The sequence below is a fragment of the Psychrobacillus sp. OK028 genome (assembly GCF_900103605.1).
GTDB lineage: Bacteria > Bacillota > Bacilli > Bacillales_A > Planococcaceae > Psychrobacillus.
In genome coordinates this window covers 306,384-324,776 of record NZ_FNHY01000001.1, presented here as the reverse complement: position 1 = coordinate 324,776, position 18,393 = coordinate 306,384, and the positions used below count along the sequence as shown (strand labels likewise).

At 38.2% G+C, this 18,393-nt stretch carries 14 protein-coding genes; 2 read left to right on the top strand and 12 right to left on the bottom strand.

Features of this window, described 5'->3' with window-relative positions:
• Nucleotides 1-7: 7 nt before the first annotated feature.
• The 4 genes from addA to BLR36_RS01215 form a co-directional block, all read right to left on the bottom strand.
• A complete protein-coding gene (gene addA, locus BLR36_RS01230; RefSeq protein ID WP_093059609.1) occupies nucleotides 8-3,718 on the bottom strand; it encodes a helicase-exonuclease AddAB subunit AddA in 3,711 nt (1,236 codons plus the stop codon).
• Nucleotides 3,705-7,199: a helicase-exonuclease AddAB subunit AddB gene (gene addB, locus BLR36_RS01225; RefSeq protein WP_093059607.1), complete on the bottom strand. Its 3,495-nt coding sequence runs from the start codon at nucleotides 7,197-7,199 to the stop codon at nucleotides 3,705-3,707. The genes addA and addB overlap by 14 nt, the downstream gene beginning before the upstream one ends.
• A 671-nt stretch (nucleotides 7,200-7,870) precedes the next feature.
• The gene (lepB, locus tag BLR36_RS01220; protein WP_254771304.1) at nucleotides 7,871-8,422 is read right to left on the bottom strand and encodes a signal peptidase I; all 552 of its coding nucleotides are present in this window, start codon (nucleotides 8,420-8,422) and stop codon (nucleotides 7,871-7,873) included.
• A complete protein-coding gene (locus tag BLR36_RS01215) occupies nucleotides 8,415-9,056 on the bottom strand; it encodes a TVP38/TMEM64 family protein (RefSeq protein ID WP_093059605.1) in 642 nt (213 codons plus the stop codon). Before BLR36_RS01215 ends, lepB begins: the two co-directional genes overlap by 8 nt.
• A gap of 138 nt (nucleotides 9,057-9,194) precedes the next feature.
• Here BLR36_RS01215 and BLR36_RS01210 point away from each other — a divergent pair, with 138 nt between their 5' ends.
• Both BLR36_RS01210 and BLR36_RS01205 read left to right on the top strand, forming a co-directional pair.
• The gene (locus BLR36_RS01210) at nucleotides 9,195-9,875 is read left to right on the top strand and encodes an AzlC family ABC transporter permease (RefSeq protein ID WP_254771314.1); all 681 of its coding nucleotides are present in this window, start codon (nucleotides 9,195-9,197) and stop codon (nucleotides 9,873-9,875) included.
• Nucleotides 9,876-9,879: 4 nt separating this feature from the next.
• Nucleotides 9,880-10,188, top strand: a complete 309-nt coding sequence (locus tag BLR36_RS01205) for an AzlD domain-containing protein (RefSeq protein ID WP_093059603.1) — start codon at nucleotides 9,880-9,882, stop codon at nucleotides 10,186-10,188.
• A 261-nt stretch (nucleotides 10,189-10,449) separates the two neighbouring features.
• Here the strand turns inward: BLR36_RS01205 and BLR36_RS01200 are convergent, their stop codons facing one another.
• From BLR36_RS01200 to cccB, 8 genes are all read right to left on the bottom strand, one after another.
• Nucleotides 10,450-10,707: a CsbA family protein gene (locus tag BLR36_RS01200; protein ID WP_093059601.1), complete on the bottom strand. Its 258-nt coding sequence runs from the start codon at nucleotides 10,705-10,707 to the stop codon at nucleotides 10,450-10,452.
• 8 nt (nucleotides 10,708-10,715) lie between these two features.
• Entirely contained in the window at nucleotides 10,716-11,885 is a 1,170-nt protein-coding gene (locus tag BLR36_RS01195) for a PDZ domain-containing protein (protein WP_093059599.1), read from the bottom strand.
• Nucleotides 11,886-11,969: 84 nt separating this feature from the next.
• Nucleotides 11,970-13,385: a S41 family peptidase gene (locus tag BLR36_RS01190; RefSeq protein ID WP_093059597.1), complete on the bottom strand. Its 1,416-nt coding sequence runs from the start codon at nucleotides 13,383-13,385 to the stop codon at nucleotides 11,970-11,972.
• A gap of 71 nt (nucleotides 13,386-13,456) precedes the next feature.
• Entirely contained in the window at nucleotides 13,457-14,035 is a 579-nt protein-coding gene (locus tag BLR36_RS01185; RefSeq protein WP_093059595.1) for a redoxin domain-containing protein, read from the bottom strand.
• A gap of 777 nt (nucleotides 14,036-14,812) precedes the next feature.
• Complete coding sequence (locus tag BLR36_RS01180; RefSeq protein ID WP_093059593.1) at nucleotides 14,813-16,123, bottom strand: murein hydrolase activator EnvC family protein; 1,311 nt, start codon at nucleotides 16,121-16,123, stop codon at nucleotides 14,813-14,815.
• A 27-nt stretch (nucleotides 16,124-16,150) separates the two neighbouring features.
• Nucleotides 16,151-17,038: a permease-like cell division protein FtsX gene (gene ftsX / locus BLR36_RS01175; protein WP_093059591.1), complete on the bottom strand. Its 888-nt coding sequence runs from the start codon at nucleotides 17,036-17,038 to the stop codon at nucleotides 16,151-16,153.
• Nucleotides 17,028-17,714, bottom strand: coding sequence for a cell division ATP-binding protein FtsE (ftsE, locus tag BLR36_RS01170; RefSeq protein ID WP_093059589.1), 687 nt, complete (start codon nucleotides 17,712-17,714; stop codon nucleotides 17,028-17,030). Before ftsE ends, ftsX begins: the two co-directional genes overlap by 11 nt.
• A 283-nt stretch (nucleotides 17,715-17,997) precedes the next feature.
• The gene (gene cccB, locus BLR36_RS01165) at nucleotides 17,998-18,354 is read right to left on the bottom strand and encodes a cytochrome c551 (RefSeq protein ID WP_093059587.1); all 357 of its coding nucleotides are present in this window, start codon (nucleotides 18,352-18,354) and stop codon (nucleotides 17,998-18,000) included.
• Nucleotides 18,355-18,393: the final 39 nt, after the last annotated feature.

The window sequence follows — 18,393 nt, the reverse complement described above, 5'->3', positions numbered from 1 at the left end:
TTTCCCCCTAAAATGACACTGTTCTATTTACATCAAATAAATATAGTACTTTTTCTTTTATGTGCACTTGTAAAATTGCCTCAATTGCCTTCGAATATAGAGACAATTGAATTTGGTAGCGTTTTTGCATTTCCTGTTGTAATAACGATTCGTCCTTAACTAAATGCTTCACTTTGTCCGTTTTATAGTCCAGCAAAACCCAACTTCCATCACTCTCTAAAAATAAGCAATCGACGACCCCTTGGATAATCTGTTTGTCTCCGTCTCCATCCTCTAATGCATACGTGAAAGGAAACTCTCTCATAACTTCTTTAGCATTTCGGAGTCTTTCAGCGATATCTGAACGGAAGAAAGGAACGATCTTACTAGGAACAATGGCAGCCTGTTCAGCTTTCGTTAAAATTTCACGTTCAGCCAGTCTTTCGGCAAAAAGGAGAACCTGCTCCTCATTTTTTTCTTCCTGCAGATCGACGTTTTGCATAAAAGCATGGACTGCAGTACCAGCTTCTGCACCCGTCAATGTTGTTTCCTGCTGTAGGAAAAAGGGACGCTTCGCAATCTTTTTCAAACTAGTCGGTCCAGACATCTGAAAATAGTCATCGTCTGAGCGTTCCATCAGCTGCTGTATTTTCTTCATTTCGCTGACCGTTTGCTTAGAACGTTTATGGGTAGATATTTCATGTAAATAGGGCGTATCGAAACGAGACTTAACTTCCTTTAAATACGTACCTTTTGCAGGATCAATTAGCTGGTCCAATGCTGCAACCTCTTTTTCCTCTTCTTGTACAATACGTTTTAAATCATCCACACATTTAGTAATAATCCTCCATTTGGACTCACTATCCACTAAGTTTGCTTCATTTACATTGGATAACTGGCGGAAATTTGTATGTCTTGCTAATGCTGATCCAATCCAGTCTAAATAGCCTTTTGCTTTTGCCCGCATATAGCCTGGCAACATTTCATCACTCAAAACATTTTGAGCATCTGACCATTTTTCCAACGTTTTTGTTAAGTCTTTAATAGATCCAATGAGGAATAAATGCTCTTTGGCACGCGTCATAGCAACATATAAAACGCGCATTTCCTCTGCCTTCAATTCCATTTGCTTTTTTTCCTTCATAGATAAAAATGGCAGCGAAGTATAAGAAATTCGCTTTTCAGGATCAATGGCTTTTACCGCAAGTCCAAACGACTGGTCAAATAAGTAGGACTCATTGAAATCCATTTGGTTAAAAGGTCTTCCAATACCCGCTAAAAAAACAACTGGAAATTCCAAACCCTTTGAGGAATGGATTGTCATTAAACGAACGACATTTTCCTTTTCTCCTATAGCACGTGCAGCTCCTAAATCATCCCCTCGTTTACGCATACGATCGATAAAACGTAAAAAGCGGAACAGCCCTCGGAAAGAAGTCTTCTCATAATCGATAGCTCGGTCATGAAGGATACGAAGGTTTGCTTGTCTTTGCTTACCATTTGGCATAGCACCTACTATTTCGTAGTAATGCGTGTCCAAGTATATTTGCCATATTAAATCTGCGAGTGAGCCTCTTCTACTTAAATCACGCCAATCTTCATACTGAAGTAAGAACCTTTGTAGTTTCTCAGCAGTATCTGAGGTCAGCCCTGCTCCTCCATTAGCTACAAATGTTTTTAATGCATCGTAGAAAGGTTCCTTTGGAGCAGATAGTCGGATAAGTGCTAGCTCTGATTCTGATAATCCTACAAAAGGCGACCTGAGAACGGATGCTAGAGATATGTCCTGATAAGGATTATCGATTGTACGAAGCGTATGAAGCATGATTAGCACTTCAATTGCTTCAAAATATCCCTTCGAAAGCTCGGCATATAAAGGAATACCAGCTTCTTTAAACTGCTCGGTAACCTCCCCAGACCAAGTCATTGAGCGCATTAATATGACCATATCACTATACCTGACAGGACGATGAGCTTTTTTCCATGGGTCGTAGACAGTTGCCCCAGAATTAATCATTTCGTTTATTTTTGAGATTATATAACGTGCCTCGGCTTGTGACTTCTTTAGTTCCTCTTCTGCTATAGCTTCAATTGTTTCTTCCTCTTCCGTAGGTTCCGCACTGCCATCTTCTACTTCATATAAAAGTGCTAGCTCAACAGGTGTTTCGGTTTCTTCATAAGGTGCCCCGGGTTTTAACGAAGCTGCTTCGTCATATTCAATTTCCCCAACTTGTTCTCCCATAATTTGGCTGAAAATATAGTTGGTCGCATGTAGCACTTCCTTACGACTTCGGAAGTTGGCATTTAAATCTATTTTGATACCTGAATCTATTGGAAGATCATTGAATGCAAGATATTTCCCTAAGAATAGCATAGGCTCTGCTAAACGGAATCGATAAATGGACTGCTTCACGTCCCCTACCATAAACATATTCCCTGTGTTTTCATCGCCACTTTTCACAAACTGTAAAATGGTCTCCTGGAGTAAATTTGTATCCTGATACTCATCCACTAGCACTTCTTTAAAACGAGCCTTATATTCTTTTGCAATATCTGAAGGTATAAGTTTCCCATTTTCATCATGCTCAGATAGAATATCTAATGCGTAATGCTCCAAATCTGAAAAGTCGACGAGCCCTTTTTCATTTTTAGCTGCGGTATACCGCTCACCGTAAGCTATAGTCAGCTCCACTAGTTTTTGCAACTGTGGTGCCATCAATCGCATTTCCTCAAGTAATCGTTCTGGTGATCGGGTAAAATAATTATCCTTTAGATCATTAACAATTTTTTTCACTTTCGTACGTTTATTTACTGCTTGATTTTTTAAGCCTTCATCACAGGAGTCTTTTTTTATCGCTGCTGCTCTTCCCCATTTTATTCCTTGGAAATAATGAAAAACGCTTTGCCATGAGCTATTCTTCATCAAATCTACTGCCTCTTGAATCATTTGCTGATCGATCATAGCAGTTTCTGCTAGAGGTGCTGGACCATTTGGATCGTTTGCAAGTCTACGAATCTCCTCTGTTATTGCGATTGCCTCTTCTAAATGATGAATAATTGCAAGCTTTAATGGACCTATAAATGATAGCTCGTCAATGGTCATACCTTCTGGTAGGTTATATGCTTCCGGTATTGCCAGCAGCCATTTCGCGGGCTCTGGATGTACTCGCGAATAGGAATAAAGTTTTTCAATCATTATTTCTATCGATTGATCGTCACGATCGGAAGTAAAACTATCCGACAATCGGTACATCGCTTCTGGATTGTCGACATGATAAGCCTCCTCTAGCACTTCAGCTAGCATATCATCACGCATAATTGCTGCCTCTGTTTCATTTGCAATACGGAAACCTGGATCTATCGTTAGCATATAAGCGTATTGCCTTACGATATTTAAACAAAACGAATGCAATGTAGAAATTTGTGCTTTGTTTAACAGACTTAGTTGTTTTCGCAAATGATTCGATGTTGGATCGTTGGCAATTGCCTTTTCTAGCGCCTCGCCCATACGGTGGCGCATTTCTGCAGCTGAAGCATTTGTAAAGGTAACGACTAATAACTCATCGACATTGATAGGAGTTTCTTTCGAAATAACTTTTTGAATGAGTCGGTCGATGAGGACAGCCGTTTTTCCCGAGCCGGCAGCGGCAGAAACAAGCACATCTGAACCCGTAGCCCAGATTGCCTTCCATTGTGCAGGTGTCCATGTCAGCTCTGCTGGCATATTAGGAATGTTCATTTGGACTCATCTCCTCTCGAATTTTTTCTGCTACTATTTCTGGCTCCTCTACCTTCAATACACGAACTTGTTGCGCAGGATCCCCCGGATCAAATTGGCAAACACTGCGATATGAGCAATAAGTACATGGCATTTTATCTTTAATACGATAAGGTAAAACACGCGTATCTCCAGCAGTCATGCCGTTGCCTGCTTGCTCATGCTTTTTACGTACAAAGGATTGCAGCAAACGCATTTGCTCCGGTTCTACTACTTTGGACGATGATTTAGACAGGTTTCCGTCTTTGTTCATCCGAACGGGAATAACTTTTGAAAATCCTGAAATCTGATCATCCATTTCCATAATAACTTCTGGATCATCGAGCAAAAGACCATTCATTTTATAGGATTTATAAACGGCATCCTCTAATTCTGCCTCTTCCAATTCTTTTTGAGACTGTATGAAAGGGTTATGCATATGAACGTATAAAACTCCTGCTGGATCCGCATCTTCGTGTAGCCAAATATCGGCATTTTCTACAGCAACGTCTAAATACGTTAACATTTGAAGTGAAATACCATGGTAAACCTCGTTCAAATCAATACCTTTTTTAGAAGATTTATAATCGACTATCCGAACAAACATATTCCCGTTGATATTAGCTGCATCCACTCGATCAATTCGACCACGTAATTGCATTTTGCGGTTTCGCTTCAAGGGAATTTCCAGCGCTGGTAATGTCTCTCCAGGACCAAATCCTGCTTCTACAGCAATTGGAACAAACCCTGAGCCTTTCGAATGCTTACTTAAAGCGATTAATGTATTCGCAACGATTTGCTCCAATTTACGTTGAATATATCGGTAGCGGTTTGTACTTAATAATAATTGGTGCACAAAGACTGGTACGATATAATCCACTGCTTGTCTTGCGAGCTGATAGCATTGCTGCGAGGTTAGCTGTGACCATTGTAAATCGAGACGTTGCGTCTCATCGGCAATCCATTTTAAAGCCGCATGGAATAAGTCCCCCATTTGTGGTGCTTCTAATTTATACTCTGCACGTTCTTCTAGCTTTAAGCCATACGATGCGTAATGGGCAAACGGGCAGCTATAATATTTCTCTACTCGTGATACACTAGAAATCATCGTTTCCCCGTATAGAGCAGCAGTCATTTCTTCATTTAATCTTTCGGTTTTATTGCCATGAATTAGGGGCTTCGTAATTCTTTTCACTAATTTCGACCAATATGGATCCTCTAAATAGTAATGGTAGACAGACTGCCACACTTCGGATAATTCGCCTGTTTCGAGTGCTCCTCGAAGTTGCATAATAACATATGGCAAAGTAGGGCGTGGGTGACTGATAGAATTCAAATCCAATTCATCTGTTAGCATATCGCTTGGATCCACTACAGCTATTTCAATTGATAAATTACTTACCATTTGCTGAAGCTTTTTGATGTAGGTGGAAGGCAACAGCGCTTTTCCTTCATTATCCGCCGTTGGATAGGATACGAATAAGAAATGGGATGGAGTGACGAATGCTTTATAGATTAAATAATTTTCGTCCATCAATCGCATTTTCGACGTTGGTGCAAGTTCAAAGCCAATTTGAGTGAACCATTCACGCTCTGTATCTGTTAGTAGCCCTTCATGATCCATCCGTTTTGGATATACCCCATCATTTACTCCAAGCACAAATGCTGCTTTTATATTTGTTAAACGAATGATATCCACATTCCCAACAATTACTTGATCAATCGTAGGCGGAATGCTAGAAAACGTAAGCTGGTCATAACCCTCATCTAAAATTTTCGTTACTTCCTCTAGAGACATTTCCTTTTCTCCAAACATCAATACAAACTGATCAATTACATTTACCCATTCGTTCCAAACTTGCTCATGCTCGGAAGCTAACAGCAATTGACCGTTTTCCTCTTCTGATCGCTTCAAGCTTTGCAATTTTTCATATACATTTAACTTTTCTATAAATGCATAGATAGCAATTGCATAATCCTTGCCTGTTTTACATTGTTGAAGCTGTTCCGAAAGCACTTTAATCGGTTCGACGATCAAGTCTCTGATTGTATGAATATCTGCTTGAATACTCTTTTCTTCATCTGTCTGCACTTTAGAGTAAAATTCTAAACCACGATATTTTTTATACACCCAGCGCCTTTCATCCATCCATCTATCTCCGTAGATTCCGAATGCGAGTACAAAATTCTCTAAACGATCCGCACGCTCTCGCCAGATTTTTTTAGGGGCATCTAACGGGAAAAATAAATCAGTCTTCACCGCTCGAAAAACCGGTTCATATTTCCAGTCAGTTCGAATTATCTCTAGAATAGTACGACTTAATTCGATTAGTGGATGATGGAGCATCGGTTTCTTTTTACTAACGAAAACGGGAATATCGTACTGCGGGAAAATAGTCTCGATTAACCCTTCATACGTATCTGCGTCTCTATGCAAAATCGCCATTTCGTTGTATCGAACATTTTTTTGCTGCATTAGTTCTCGTATTTGTCTTGCTACTGCATGCATTTCCGCACGGCGATTGGAAGCTTCCGTTATTCGGATATTGCCCTCTGAGTTTGTTTGTTCGGGAGGTAGTTGATCCAGGTTTGCTTCGATATGTGCAATTTCATGTGACTTGAAACGTTTCTGTTCACTCAGATGGACGGTCTCTTCTAATTCCACTTGTTCCTTTTGGGCAATTTCTAAGAGCCTAACGCAAGTATTTGCAGGCTGGTAAAACAGCGATTGTTCATCTATAGCATCCTGTATGGATTCCATCGGAAGTGCAATGGTTAGGCGCTTCACCTGTAGCATTAATTCCTCTATAATCTCTAATTCTCTCGTTGTAAAGGAAGTGAAACCATCGATATAGATTTCTGTTTTGGCTAGCAGAGAAGAGTCTTTTATTTTCGTAGCTAATAAGTTTAAGTATCCTTCCCCGTCAATATAACTAACTCCTAGCTTTTCCTCCATCTTTTCGAGCATTAGCATTATATCGGAGGATTTATCTAAAAGCGTTTTGGGAGCATTTACATGTTCTAAATTGCTTAGGGCATTGGCCATTGTAGAGTAATCCATACAGTATCTACTAAACTCTTTTAGTAATACTTCGATTTGATCGGTGAATCCTCTTTTCGTTGCTGCTCGTTTAAACAGCGTAAATTCGTCTTTGTGGTTTTCAAGTAAGCTACGAATGAGCATACGGTAACCAAATCCACTTATTTCTTCTTTAGCAATTCCCCCAGTTTCTTGGAGAACACGCCAAGCTAATCGTTTAAATGTCGTTACTTGTGCACGAATTAGTCCTGGAAGTCCCGATTCTGCTGCAAGGTCATATTCACTGGAAAATGACATTTGGTCGGGTACTATGTAGAATATTGGGTCTCCCATAGGAGCTTTTTGTAGTTCGGCTATTATTTCTTGGTGAATGAAGGTTGTTTTTCCATAGCCTGATCGGCCACTAACTATTCGTAACGACATTGGTTGCAATCTCCTTTCTTGTGAAGAAATTATTATTATCATTAAATGGATGCCGTAAAATAGATGATAGAAGGTAAGTTTACTTCAGAATAAATGTAAAATATTTTAGTGAGGTAGATACTATGATTTCCGTTACAGGCGGTCGCTTTCCACGGGCGGTCCGTGAGCCTCCTTTGGAGTCTCACTTGGACACGCTGTTCCCGCTGGAGTCGCTGCCTTTCACTTCACTTCAATCAATAAGTGAGTAGGTTAAACTTTAAGATTGCGCATAAACAGTGTTATAAAAACGATGAAATTAATAACAGCAACTAGGTTGTGCGCCTTCTAAGCCGCAGGAGCAAGAAGAATGAGACTTAAAGGAATAAAGGAGCGCTAGCGACCATCCTTGAAGGCTCATGCTTAGCGTGCGACAGCGCAAAGCCGTGTACAAAGTATATCAAATGAGCAAACACTACCTCATTTAAAGTTACTACTTTGGATGGTAGTTTACTCGCGCTAGCCCATAGTTTACTATCGCTACTTATCAGTTTATATCGCTTAATGTTCGTTTACTGCAGAAAAGGTTAATTTTTCTATTTAAATTTATTATTTATCATTAGGAAGTTTCTTAGTATCAAAAAAAAGAATAATCTCCTATCTCTATTGTACAAAACATACAACAGAGAGGGAAATTATTCGGAATAGAACTGAGTGGTTGCTTGGGACAATGGCCAATAGCGTGCCTGCACTTCGCCAACCACTTCAGTTGTATCTACAAAGTGAAAATATCGACTATCCATGCTTGAAATACGGTTATCACCTAGAACAAATAGCTTACCTGGTGGAACCCGTTTTCTTCCGGTTAGTTCATCTAAATTAAAATCTTCTGTGAAGTTTTCTTCGGGATTGTCATATGCGCTAAAAGACTGAAGATAAGGCTCATCTACTTTTTCATCATTTATAAACAGCTCATCGTTCTCATACCTAATCATGTCTCCTGGTAGACCGATTACACGCTTCACATAATCTTCCCTTTCATCTCCATGGAAGATCACAATATCCATATGATTAATTTTAGAAAGCTTATTCACCACTACTTTATCTTGATCATGTAATGTAGGCATCATTGAATGACCTACTACTTCATAATTTGTCATGATGAACATTCTAACGAACATTACAAGTACAATTCCAATTACTAAAGCTGTCAGCCATTCCAGCATTTCTTTCTTAAAATTATTCAAGACTTTCTCCTTTTTTGTTTCTTCTTTCGTTACTGATTGATCTAAAATCGGCTTCTACTTTTTTATTTATCCTTTTTTCTATGGCTTTTCCGACAAACCATAGGATAGCAATTAGGAAAATAACGATACCCGCTTTAATAGGCTGGGTAATTAATGCTTTTATATCAGCGCCAATAAAACTAACAACAAAAATCATAATGAGCTTCCCTAAAGCTAACGTCCAGAAATAAGTGTTTTTCTTCATATCTGAAAGTCCTGCAACTATATTGACTAGTGCAGAAGGTGTGAACGGGAAACAAACAAGTAAAAAAAGTGGACCAAACCCGTTTCGCTCAACCCATTTTATGAGTTTTTGGATTTTCACATGTCTCGTTACAAACCCTAATGCACGAGCTCGTCCATATTTTCGGATAACTAGGAATACAGCATACGAGCCAGCAACTGACCCTGCCCAGGATAAGATAAACCCGAAAAACAATCCATATGCAGTTACGTTCGCAACTATAAATACGACTAACGGTAAAAATGGTAGGAAAGCCTCTAAAAAGGGCAGTAAAATACCGAAAAGAGGTCCAAGTGCTCGATATTCCTGTGTTAAATTCGTTAAAGTTTCTAATGAAAACCAGTCCGGCATTTGGCTCTCCTCCAAAATATGTATATTTATACTATTCCCAATATTACTGTACATAAAACAAGCTACTTATAGTATAATTTGTTGATTATGTATATAGGTGGTGAAAGTTTTGTGAATAATAATTCATTTGTTTCAGGAATGAAAGCAGGGATAAGTATTGCTATCGGTTACTTTCCGGTTGCGCTGACATTTGGCTTACTCGCTAAAACGACAGGACTGTCGATTTTGGAAGCCACTGCTATGAGTATATTCGTTTATGCAGGGGCAGCACAATATATGTCTCTTACGCTTATTTCAAAAGGGGTTGACCCTATTTTAATCGTTTTAAATACATTTGTCGTTAATATTCGTCACTTCTTAATGACGGCTGCACTAAACGAAAAGATGCAAAGTGAAAAAAGATGGATTAAGGGGATTTACGCTTTTGGGATCACAGATGAGAGTTTCTCGGTATTAGCTACTCAAAAAGAAAAGAAGATAGCTACTCCGTTTGCCTTTGGTGTAGCAATAATAGCATATAGCAGCTGGGTTGTTTTTACTGCAGTTGGTCATGTTATCGGCGCAAATCTCCCCGCATTTTTACAAGCAGCGATGTCCATTGCGCTGTATGCGATGTTCGTTGGGCTCCTCGTACCTTCCATGCGAGGTAGTAGAAAGGTAGTAATGCTTGCACTTGTAGCAGCTATTATAAATGGATTCTTTTATTGGACCGGGCTATTATCGACTGGATGGTCTATCTTAGTCGCAACATTAGCATCTTCTATTTTTATTGAAATAATTTATACAAAGCGTGGAAAAAATTTACCGAAAGGGGCTTAAAATAATGGGTATGTGGTATTGGTGGACAATACTTGGAATGGCAGTAGTTACATATATTCCGAGGGCATTTCCTCTAACCTTTTTAGAGGGGAAAGAATTGCCTCCGGTCATTTCTGGTGTATTACGCAATATTCCTTATGCTGTGTTGGGTGCTTTAATCTTCCCGGCCATTTTATATGTTCAACAGGATAATCTATTATTTGGGTTGATCGGAACAGTTGTTGCTTTTAGCTTAGCTTTTCTTTTTTCAAATGTAATGGTTGTTGTCCTTGGTACAATTGGAGTTCTAGCTATATATAGTTTGTTATTTTAATAGTTTTAATACATAGTTAAGAAAAACTGGCCAAAAAAACGCTGGTTTAAGAACAAAAACCAGATATGTCGTTGATTTTCGCTCCAGTCGGATACTTTCCGTGGGCACGGCTCGAGCCTGTAGTCTCTCCCTCGTGCTGTCCCACTGGGGTCGCCGACCTGCGGATAATTCGCTTTTACAAGTCTCATAAACTCATTGCTAACAGGATGTTTTTTAAAACTTTTATTATATTAAATACAAAAAATCCGCACTACTCTAAGCTCAGAGTGGCGGATTTTTTTTATTAGTACTCGTTTTCATATGGGTACTATACCAGAACCCAATTGTAAGAGATGCGGCGTCGATCATATATATCCACCATCTATGCGTGTAACCAGCATAGACTGATGCGGCGAATAGAGCGACAGTCAATACTAACGCAACATAATGATTGAACGTGATTCGTGTAAACAATACGACGAGTAATGCAGGGGCAAAAATAGCCAATATTATTTGGGTTGTGAGTGATAGTGATTCCATAATTTCTCCTATCTAACTAAGATAAGACCTAGTCGATAATGATCATGTCTAAATAGTATATGTTGGCGAAGACGTAATTCCCCATTTGAGTCCAACACTTCTAACCGGCAATGCGCTGCGTTTATTTGGACTGCTTCATATAATTCCTGTTCGTTTTCAACCTTCTGCCCGTTTACTTTTACGATACGCTCCCCTATTAATAGTCCCATTTTCTCTGCTGGAGAATCTGATAGAACACCCGCTATCATAACACCATTCGATTGGGGTGAGACAGCATAATTTCCTGTCTTTTCTTGTTGATACTTGATGATGGTTATAAGTATTCGTGCTATAACACCGACTAACAGAGCAATTGCACTAACTAGTGGCTCAAAATAACCAATTGCAGCAATTATTGTAATAACGATGCCTAGCTGCCAAACCATCTTTCCGTATCCTGTGAAAAAATGAATAGGTAGTGAATGTCGAGATTTCTGTTGAAAGCCAATTACAAATGGAAATAAAATTAAGGAGAAAGCATTTTCTCCAAGCGAAAATTGTGGCCAATAAGGTAAATAGGTTGGAATAACATCGCCTGGAGCGATTAGTAATATTGGCAATAACCATAATCTTTTCACATGATAGACAATTGCTTCCATGCCTCTAGCAGTTGTCACTAGCTTTGGGGAGGCTTGTGTAGCACCATGTTTTTGAATAAGTACACCTTCCACGATCAATAAAAACCCCGCTATTATTGCTATAGGTACTATTCCAGCCTGTAGAATATCCTGTCCAGAAAAAGTCCATGAAAATGCATCAAATGACCAGTTGTATAAATACATCACATAGACAGTTGTTGCTCCTAATGCAATCGCATAAACCGCTGATCCAAACTGATATGTAAATAGGAGGACAAATATAATCAACCACGCACTATAAATCCATAGCCATGTATTTGGAATAACTAACCCTATTGCTATACTGATGACAGACAAAATAAGAGCCCAAACTAACCCGTCTAGTAAAAATCCCTTTGTTTCAGTCCAACCCCAAAGTAATCTTGTGCGGAACTGCCTTCTTTCTCTCTTCACTCGAACATATCCGATCAATACCGAGAAGAGAAGCGTAATATATACTGCTGGATGTAGGAAAAAACGTCCAATTCCTTTAACCAATTCGATTATAACTTCTTGCACCATACGCATCCCCCTACTTGCAACTATACTTCCTATTATTGTAACAAACGTAGAGGGCTTTGCGTATAGGATTTTGTATTTACTTTGTTATTTCAAATCATGCAGTAAATAACTAACTCCCATTTGGAACTGTTTATCGTTATCTCTGCTAGTTTTATATTCCAGAATTGTCTCTGTTATAGACTTAAAAAGTGCATCATCAATCTCGTTTAAATCATCTAAGCTTCTCTCTTGACGATACTTTTCAATAGCATCTTCTGTATCTTCATCAAAATAGCCATCCTGGCGACTTAAATTATAGCCAAGTGCTCCTAATACCGTTTGCACATACTTTATCTCTTCACCAAAATCACCAACTCTAAAATTACCTTGATAATATTTTATATCCATCGTATACAATTCATCTGGCTCTACCTGTAAATCAGCCTGGATGCCTTTATGATGAATCCACTCCTGTTTCGGGGTTAACCATTTATGAGTAGAAATTTTTAACTTCCCGCCGTTTTGCAGATCACGAGTTTCTTGAACTGTCCCCTTACCAAAACTTTTTTCTCCGACAATCATCGCACGCTTATTGTCCTTCAGTGCTCCAGCCAAAACTTCACTGGCAGAAGCACTACCACCATTTTGTAATAGCACAACTGGAATCTTGTTTAAATACTGATTGTCCTTTGTTTCTGTATTTAACATTTCCAGTACACCTTTGGCATCTTGCATATAAGCGAAAGTAGAACCATTTGGCAATAAAGTACCTATTATAGTAGAAACACTGAATAAATAACCGCCTGGATTTCCTCTTACATCAATAACAAGACCATCAATACCTCGTTCTACTAATGCTTTTGTTTGCTTCTCCCATTCTTCTCCTGTTTTCTCCCCAAATAATGAGATATTCACAACACCAATTGAAAAATCATCTACTTCATAAATATCACTAGAAACTGTATGCATCGCTATCGTGTCACGTTTCATATGTAATTCGACATGGCGATTCTCACTAGACCGATATATAGTCATTTTAATGCTAGTACCTTTTTTACCACTTAATAGCTGCATTAACTCAGTCATTGACTTTCCTTCAACTCTCTCTTCATTCACACGAACAATTTCATCCTGAGGTTTTAAGCCAGCTTTAAAAGCAGGGGAATCCTTTAACGGTGCAACTACGACAAATTTCCCTTCGGAGAGCATAATCTCTGCCCCTATTCCAACCCGTTCCTCTGCAAGTGAAGCCTCTTGATTCGCTGCTTCTTCTTTTGTTAAATACGTACTATGTGGATCCTCCAATGCTTCTGCCATCCCACGAATAGCACCTTCCACGATTAGATTATCACTTTTAGAGAATACTGCCTCTTTTTTGATCAATTGAAATGCTTGATCAATAACCTGACTATTGCTGACGTTTTTTTGCTCTGTAGCTGAAGGTTTTATCAACCACATATACCCGATACCTAAAAGAACAACGACTATCAATCCATAAAGAAAAAACCGACTTTTGCGCAAGTTCAACCTCCTACTTTTCCACTAATATATGTGTGAAAATAGAAATTTAATACTTGCCCAATAATCGATTCTTAATTTAAATTATTAATATAGTCTGTTAACATTTGCTCATCCATCGGTCCAACAATCTTATTTTGTATAGTTCCAGTCGTATCTATCATGTAAGTAGTAGGAATCGTAATCGCTTGATATGTATCACCAACTACACCTTCTTCATCTAAAGGAATAGGAAAACTTAAAGCATAATCCTCTTGAAACGCCTTCACTTTATCTAGCCCTACATCCGAACTCGTCAGATTGACTGCTAAAATTTCTACATTTTCTTTTTCAGCCATATCCTCGTAGTAATTTTGCATATGTGGCATTTCTGCTTTACATGGTGGACACCACGTAGCCCAGAAATTTAATACAACTTTCTTACCTTTATAATCTGCGAGTGTGACTACCTCGCCGTCTAATGTAGTCAGTGTAAAATTAGGTGCAGCATTTCCTTTACCTAAGCCTTCATTGGCAGCATTATTCGCCATATCGGTACCCATTTGTTCCCCAGCAAAAGCTTCTTGTTCATCTATATTATCTCTCACAAAGGAAATCGTTGCGATTGCGACCATTGCCGCAACAATAAATAGCCCAATAATTTTCTTCTTCATCTTATACCTCCTGTTGGTACGATAATATTTCACTGACCTTATTATATGATATTTACTCCGTTAAATACGAATTAATTGGATCGGAAATATGGCTATGAAGTGAAAATTAACTGCTTTAAAGTGGATAATTATTCCTTTGTGAGAGTAAATCCTGTGGAAGGGCGAGTAAACAACCGGTGAGCGAGAGTAACTGAAAAAGAACGAGAGTATTCACCACAAGACCAAGAGTAAAAGACCCTTCCGAGCGAGTAACAGTTTAAACTATAAAAAATAGGATGAAACCTTCCCGGATGTTAGCTGCCGCACGCTACACATGAGCCTTCAAGGATGATCGCTTGCAGCTCCTTCATCCTTTATGAAGTTTCATTCTTCGCGCACATGCGGCTTAGAAGGCGCACATCCTCTTTAGCACCGGCGATACCTAATTGATTTTCTAATAGTTTTAAATTAATTCCTCTTTATTTAACCAAATCCAATCATCGTTTTTATAATACTAAGCTAGTCCAATTATTAAGTTAATATCTACTCACTTATTGATTGGAGTGCAACGCGGCGACTCCAGCGGGAACAGCGAGAAAGTCGAGACCCCACAGAGAGGTAGCGAACGAGGAGACTCGACCTCGCCCGCGGAAAGCGTCCGCGTGAAACGGAAATCACAGTATTACTTGTTTACTGTTATTTAGAATTTACTATTATACTTACAGAGAATCTGCTTTATCTAATTTACTATATAATCAAAAAAACGCTTCTCCACGAATGGAAAAGCGTTGTAAGCTATTAAAGTGAAATATATCTCATTGGGTTAACAGAGTTTTTCGCCATACCTTCCCAGTTACCTACATGAATTTCAAAATGTAAATGTGGTCCAGTAGAATTACCAGTAGTACCTATCGCACCGATAATCTGCCCTTTGGATACAACTTGTCCAACACCAACTTTAATACTGCTTAAATGTGCATATAGCGAAGTAAAAGTCTGACCGTCGATAGAATGTGTCACCATAATTACATTTCCGTATGTGCTAAGCGGAGAAGCATAAGATACAACCCCATCTGCTGCAGATATTACGGGTGTACCAGTACTATTCGCAATATCAATACCATAATGGGTTTTTGTTCCTCCATAAATCGGATGAGTTCTCGTTCCGTATCCAGAAGTGAATCGTCCAGATGCAGGCTTTGTCCAAGAACCAGACGATACATTTGGTATGACTGTGGAAGAACTACCGCTCGCAGCTTGCTGACGTTTTCTTTCTTCTGCTGCTTTACGTTTCTTTTCTTCTGCTGCTTTTCTAGCAACCTCAGCTAATCTTTTTTGTTCTGCGACAATTTTATTTTGCGTTGCTTGGCTTAAGTTTAGAATTTCGTCATATTCTGTTTCTAATACTTCTTTTTCTTCATGTAATTTCGCTTGTTCAACTTCCAATTGGTCTACTAATTTACCTTTAGAAGCTTTTTGGCCGTCTAAAGAAGCCTTTAAACTAACAAGCTTGTTTTTGCTGTCTTCTTGCTGTTGAAGTTTTTTCTCTAGGCTCACTTGTTGTTCTTCTAATTGTTTTTTATCATCAGCCTGTTCTTGTAGGATAGTGCGATCTGCATCCATCAACGTATTGACTGCAGAGAAACGGTCGATAAAATCGATGAAGCTATTTGCCCCTAGTAAGACATCAATATAGCTAACAGATCCTCCACTAACTTGAACAGCGCGAATTCGCTCTTTTAATAGTTCATCACGTTCTTCAATTTTTCTTTCAAGCTCTTTAATAGATGCTCGTAATTTTTCAATTTCAGTTGTAGTTAATTTAATTTGATTTAATACTTCAGAAATCTGTGTTTCGGTACTAATAATTTTAGAATCTAACTCTTTTATTTGCGCCAAAATTTGATCCATTTTAGATTCATTTTGATTAATTTTACCTTCAGTTTCTTTAATATTTGAATTAATATTACTTTTCTTATTCTCTAATTGTTTCTGTTCGTTCTTCAAATCATTTAATGTATTAGCAAAAGCACTCGGAGTCGTTATTAAAAGTGCTCCTGTAGTTGCTATAGCTAAAATTCGTAGCAACCATGTAGACTGTTTTCTCAAAATTTCTTGCTCCCTTCAATTTACCAATTACACACGTAGAAATTTACGGACGGACATGAAACTTCCCCAGACACCAATAAGTACTCCCATTAATAATATTAAGCCATTTACTTGATAGATAAATGGCGAAAAATCTAACAGTTCAAATAGTTTTCCTTGTTCTAACCTTGGTGCTAGTAATTTATAGACATTATAGTAGAGTACTGTTACTAGCGTCATAGGAACAATCGCACCTAAAATCCCTAGCCACATACCTTCTAAGATGAATGGAATACGTATAAACCAATTCGTTGCCCCAACTAGCTTCATAATTTCAATATCTCTTCTTCTGGCAACAATCGTAATACGAATCGTATTAGAAATTAGGAACATTGCTGTAAATAACAATGCCAAAATCAATACTAACCCCACGTTTCTACCAGTATTTAAGAATGAAAATAGTTTTTCTATCTTACCTTCTCCATACTTTACTTCAAACGTATTATCAAGACGATCTAATTTCTTTGCCACTGCTTCTGTTTCCTGAGGATTGATAGCTTTAGCATAAAATACATTATGTAATGGATTTTGCTGTTCAAATAATCGTAGATCGTCACCAAAATCAACTACTAATTTATTTAATTCGTCTCCTTTTGGAGAATATTTCACTTCTGCAATTCCAGTTGTCTCTTTAATCTCTTGTTCTAGCTTTGTTATAGAAGCTTCATCGGCAGTTAATTCGACATAAACTTTAATCTCTACGTCTTTTTCCAGATCATCCGCTACTTTGTTTAAGTTCATCATAATCATCACGAAGACTCCAACAAGTAACAATGTAACTGTTACTGCACTCACCGAAGCAAATGTCATCCATCCGTTGCGACTAATGCTTTTTATACTTTCTCTGAAGTGTCTACCTATAGTTCTACCCTTCATAACCGTATTCTCCTCCGTATTCGTCTCGAGTGATTAATCCACCCTCAACTGCTATAACACGGTGTCTAATAGTATTAACAATTTCTCTATTATGCGTTGCCATAATAATTGTTGTTCCTCGAGCATTTATTTCTTCGAATATATTCATAATTTCCCATGAAGTCTCTGGATCTAAGTTTCCCGTAGGCTCATCAGCGATAACAAGCATTGGCGTATTTACGATGGATCTTGCAATAGACACACGCTGTTGTTCTCCACCTGAAAGCTCTGTCGGAAACATTCTTGCTTTGTTCTTTAGACCGACTAATTCTAATACATCCATCACTTTTTTACGTATTACTTTAGGAGTTTCTTCTATAACCTCTAAAGCAAATGCAACGTTTTCATATACATTTAAACGTGGCAATAATTTAAAGTCTTGAAACACTACACCGATTTGGCGTCTTAAAAGTGGGACTTTATTATTTTTGAGAGTAGCTAAATTTACTCCATTTATCAAAATATCACCAGAAGTTGGACGTTCTTCTCGATACATCATTTTGATGAATGTCGATTTCCCTGCTCCACTCGGTCCTACAACATATACAAATTCGCCTTGCTTTATCTTTATATCGATACCGTTTGCGGCAACTATACCATTTGGGTACTTTTTGTAGACATTTATCATTTCTATCATTAATAAACCACCTAATTAATTTCGTCATAAAATGCAACACGCCTATTATAACATCTGTAGCTCATTTTTTTGTTACAATAAGATTTCATTTTATAGGTACAATTAATTATGTCACCTAAAATTTAATCTATTTTTTTGCCTAATTATTGAATTTTACTGACATACATTTTACCTACTACCTCTAAATTCTACAGCATTCGAGGATATTCCTTCTTTTGTTGCAAATAAAAAATCAGCTACTCAAAAGAGCAACTGATCTCACTTAAAGTTATACTTTTTTACATTATTTCTTAGCTGCTAACCACTCAGCTACTGCTTTAGCTTCATCGCCAGAAATAATTCCGCCAGGCATTGCGCCTCTACCGTTTTCAATAACATTTAAAATTTCATCTTGTGATAGGCGTGAACCTACATCTTTTAAGGCTGGGAAGTTACCTTGCCCTTCTAAATTTTGACCATGACAGCTAATGCATTTTGCGCTCACAATTTTCTCTGCATCAACAGAAGCTGTTTCAGTTGTTGTTCCAGTGTTTGTTGATGTACCTGTAGAAGTATCGGCATTATCATTATCATTACCGCCACCACATGCAGCTAGAACTAACCCTGCTCCAAATATTAAAGCTAATAGTTTTTTGTTCATGTTACTACCTCCTTAAAGTGTATTTGGTTGCATAATTAT

Bases quoted from the DNA above. Each gene is read 5' to 3' on its own strand.
- BLR36_RS01205 (WP_093059603.1), top strand. From the start codon at position 9,880: ATGGGTATGTGGTATTGGTGGACAATACTTGGAATGGCAGTAGTTACA.
- BLR36_RS01215 (WP_093059605.1), bottom strand. From the start codon at position 9,056: ATGCCGGACTGGTTTTCATTAGAAACTTTAACGAATTTAACACAGGAA.
- addA (WP_093059609.1), bottom strand. From the start codon at position 3,718: ATGAACATTCCTAATATGCCAGCAGAGCTGACATGGACACCTGCACAA.
- BLR36_RS01195 (WP_093059599.1), bottom strand. From the start codon at position 11,885: ATGGTGCAAGAAGTTATAATCGAATTGGTTAAAGGAATTGGACGTTTT.
- BLR36_RS01210 (WP_254771314.1), top strand. From the start codon at position 9,195: ATGAAAGCAGGGATAAGTATTGCTATCGGTTACTTTCCGGTTGCGCTG.
- BLR36_RS01200 (WP_093059601.1), bottom strand. From the start codon at position 10,707: ATGGAATCACTATCACTCACAACCCAAATAATATTGGCTATTTTTGCC.
- cccB (WP_093059587.1), bottom strand. From the start codon at position 18,354: ATGAACAAAAAACTATTAGCTTTAATATTTGGAGCAGGGTTAGTTCTA.
- ftsX (WP_093059591.1), bottom strand. From the start codon at position 17,038: ATGAAGGGTAGAACTATAGGTAGACACTTCAGAGAAAGTATAAAAAGC.
- addB (WP_093059607.1), bottom strand. From the start codon at position 7,199: ATGTCGTTACGAATAGTTAGTGGCCGATCAGGCTATGGAAAAACAACC.
- BLR36_RS01185 (WP_093059595.1), bottom strand. From the start codon at position 14,035: ATGAAGAAGAAAATTATTGGGCTATTTATTGTTGCGGCAATGGTCGCA.
- ftsE (WP_093059589.1), bottom strand. From the start codon at position 17,714: ATGATAGAAATGATAAATGTCTACAAAAAGTACCCAAATGGTATAGTT.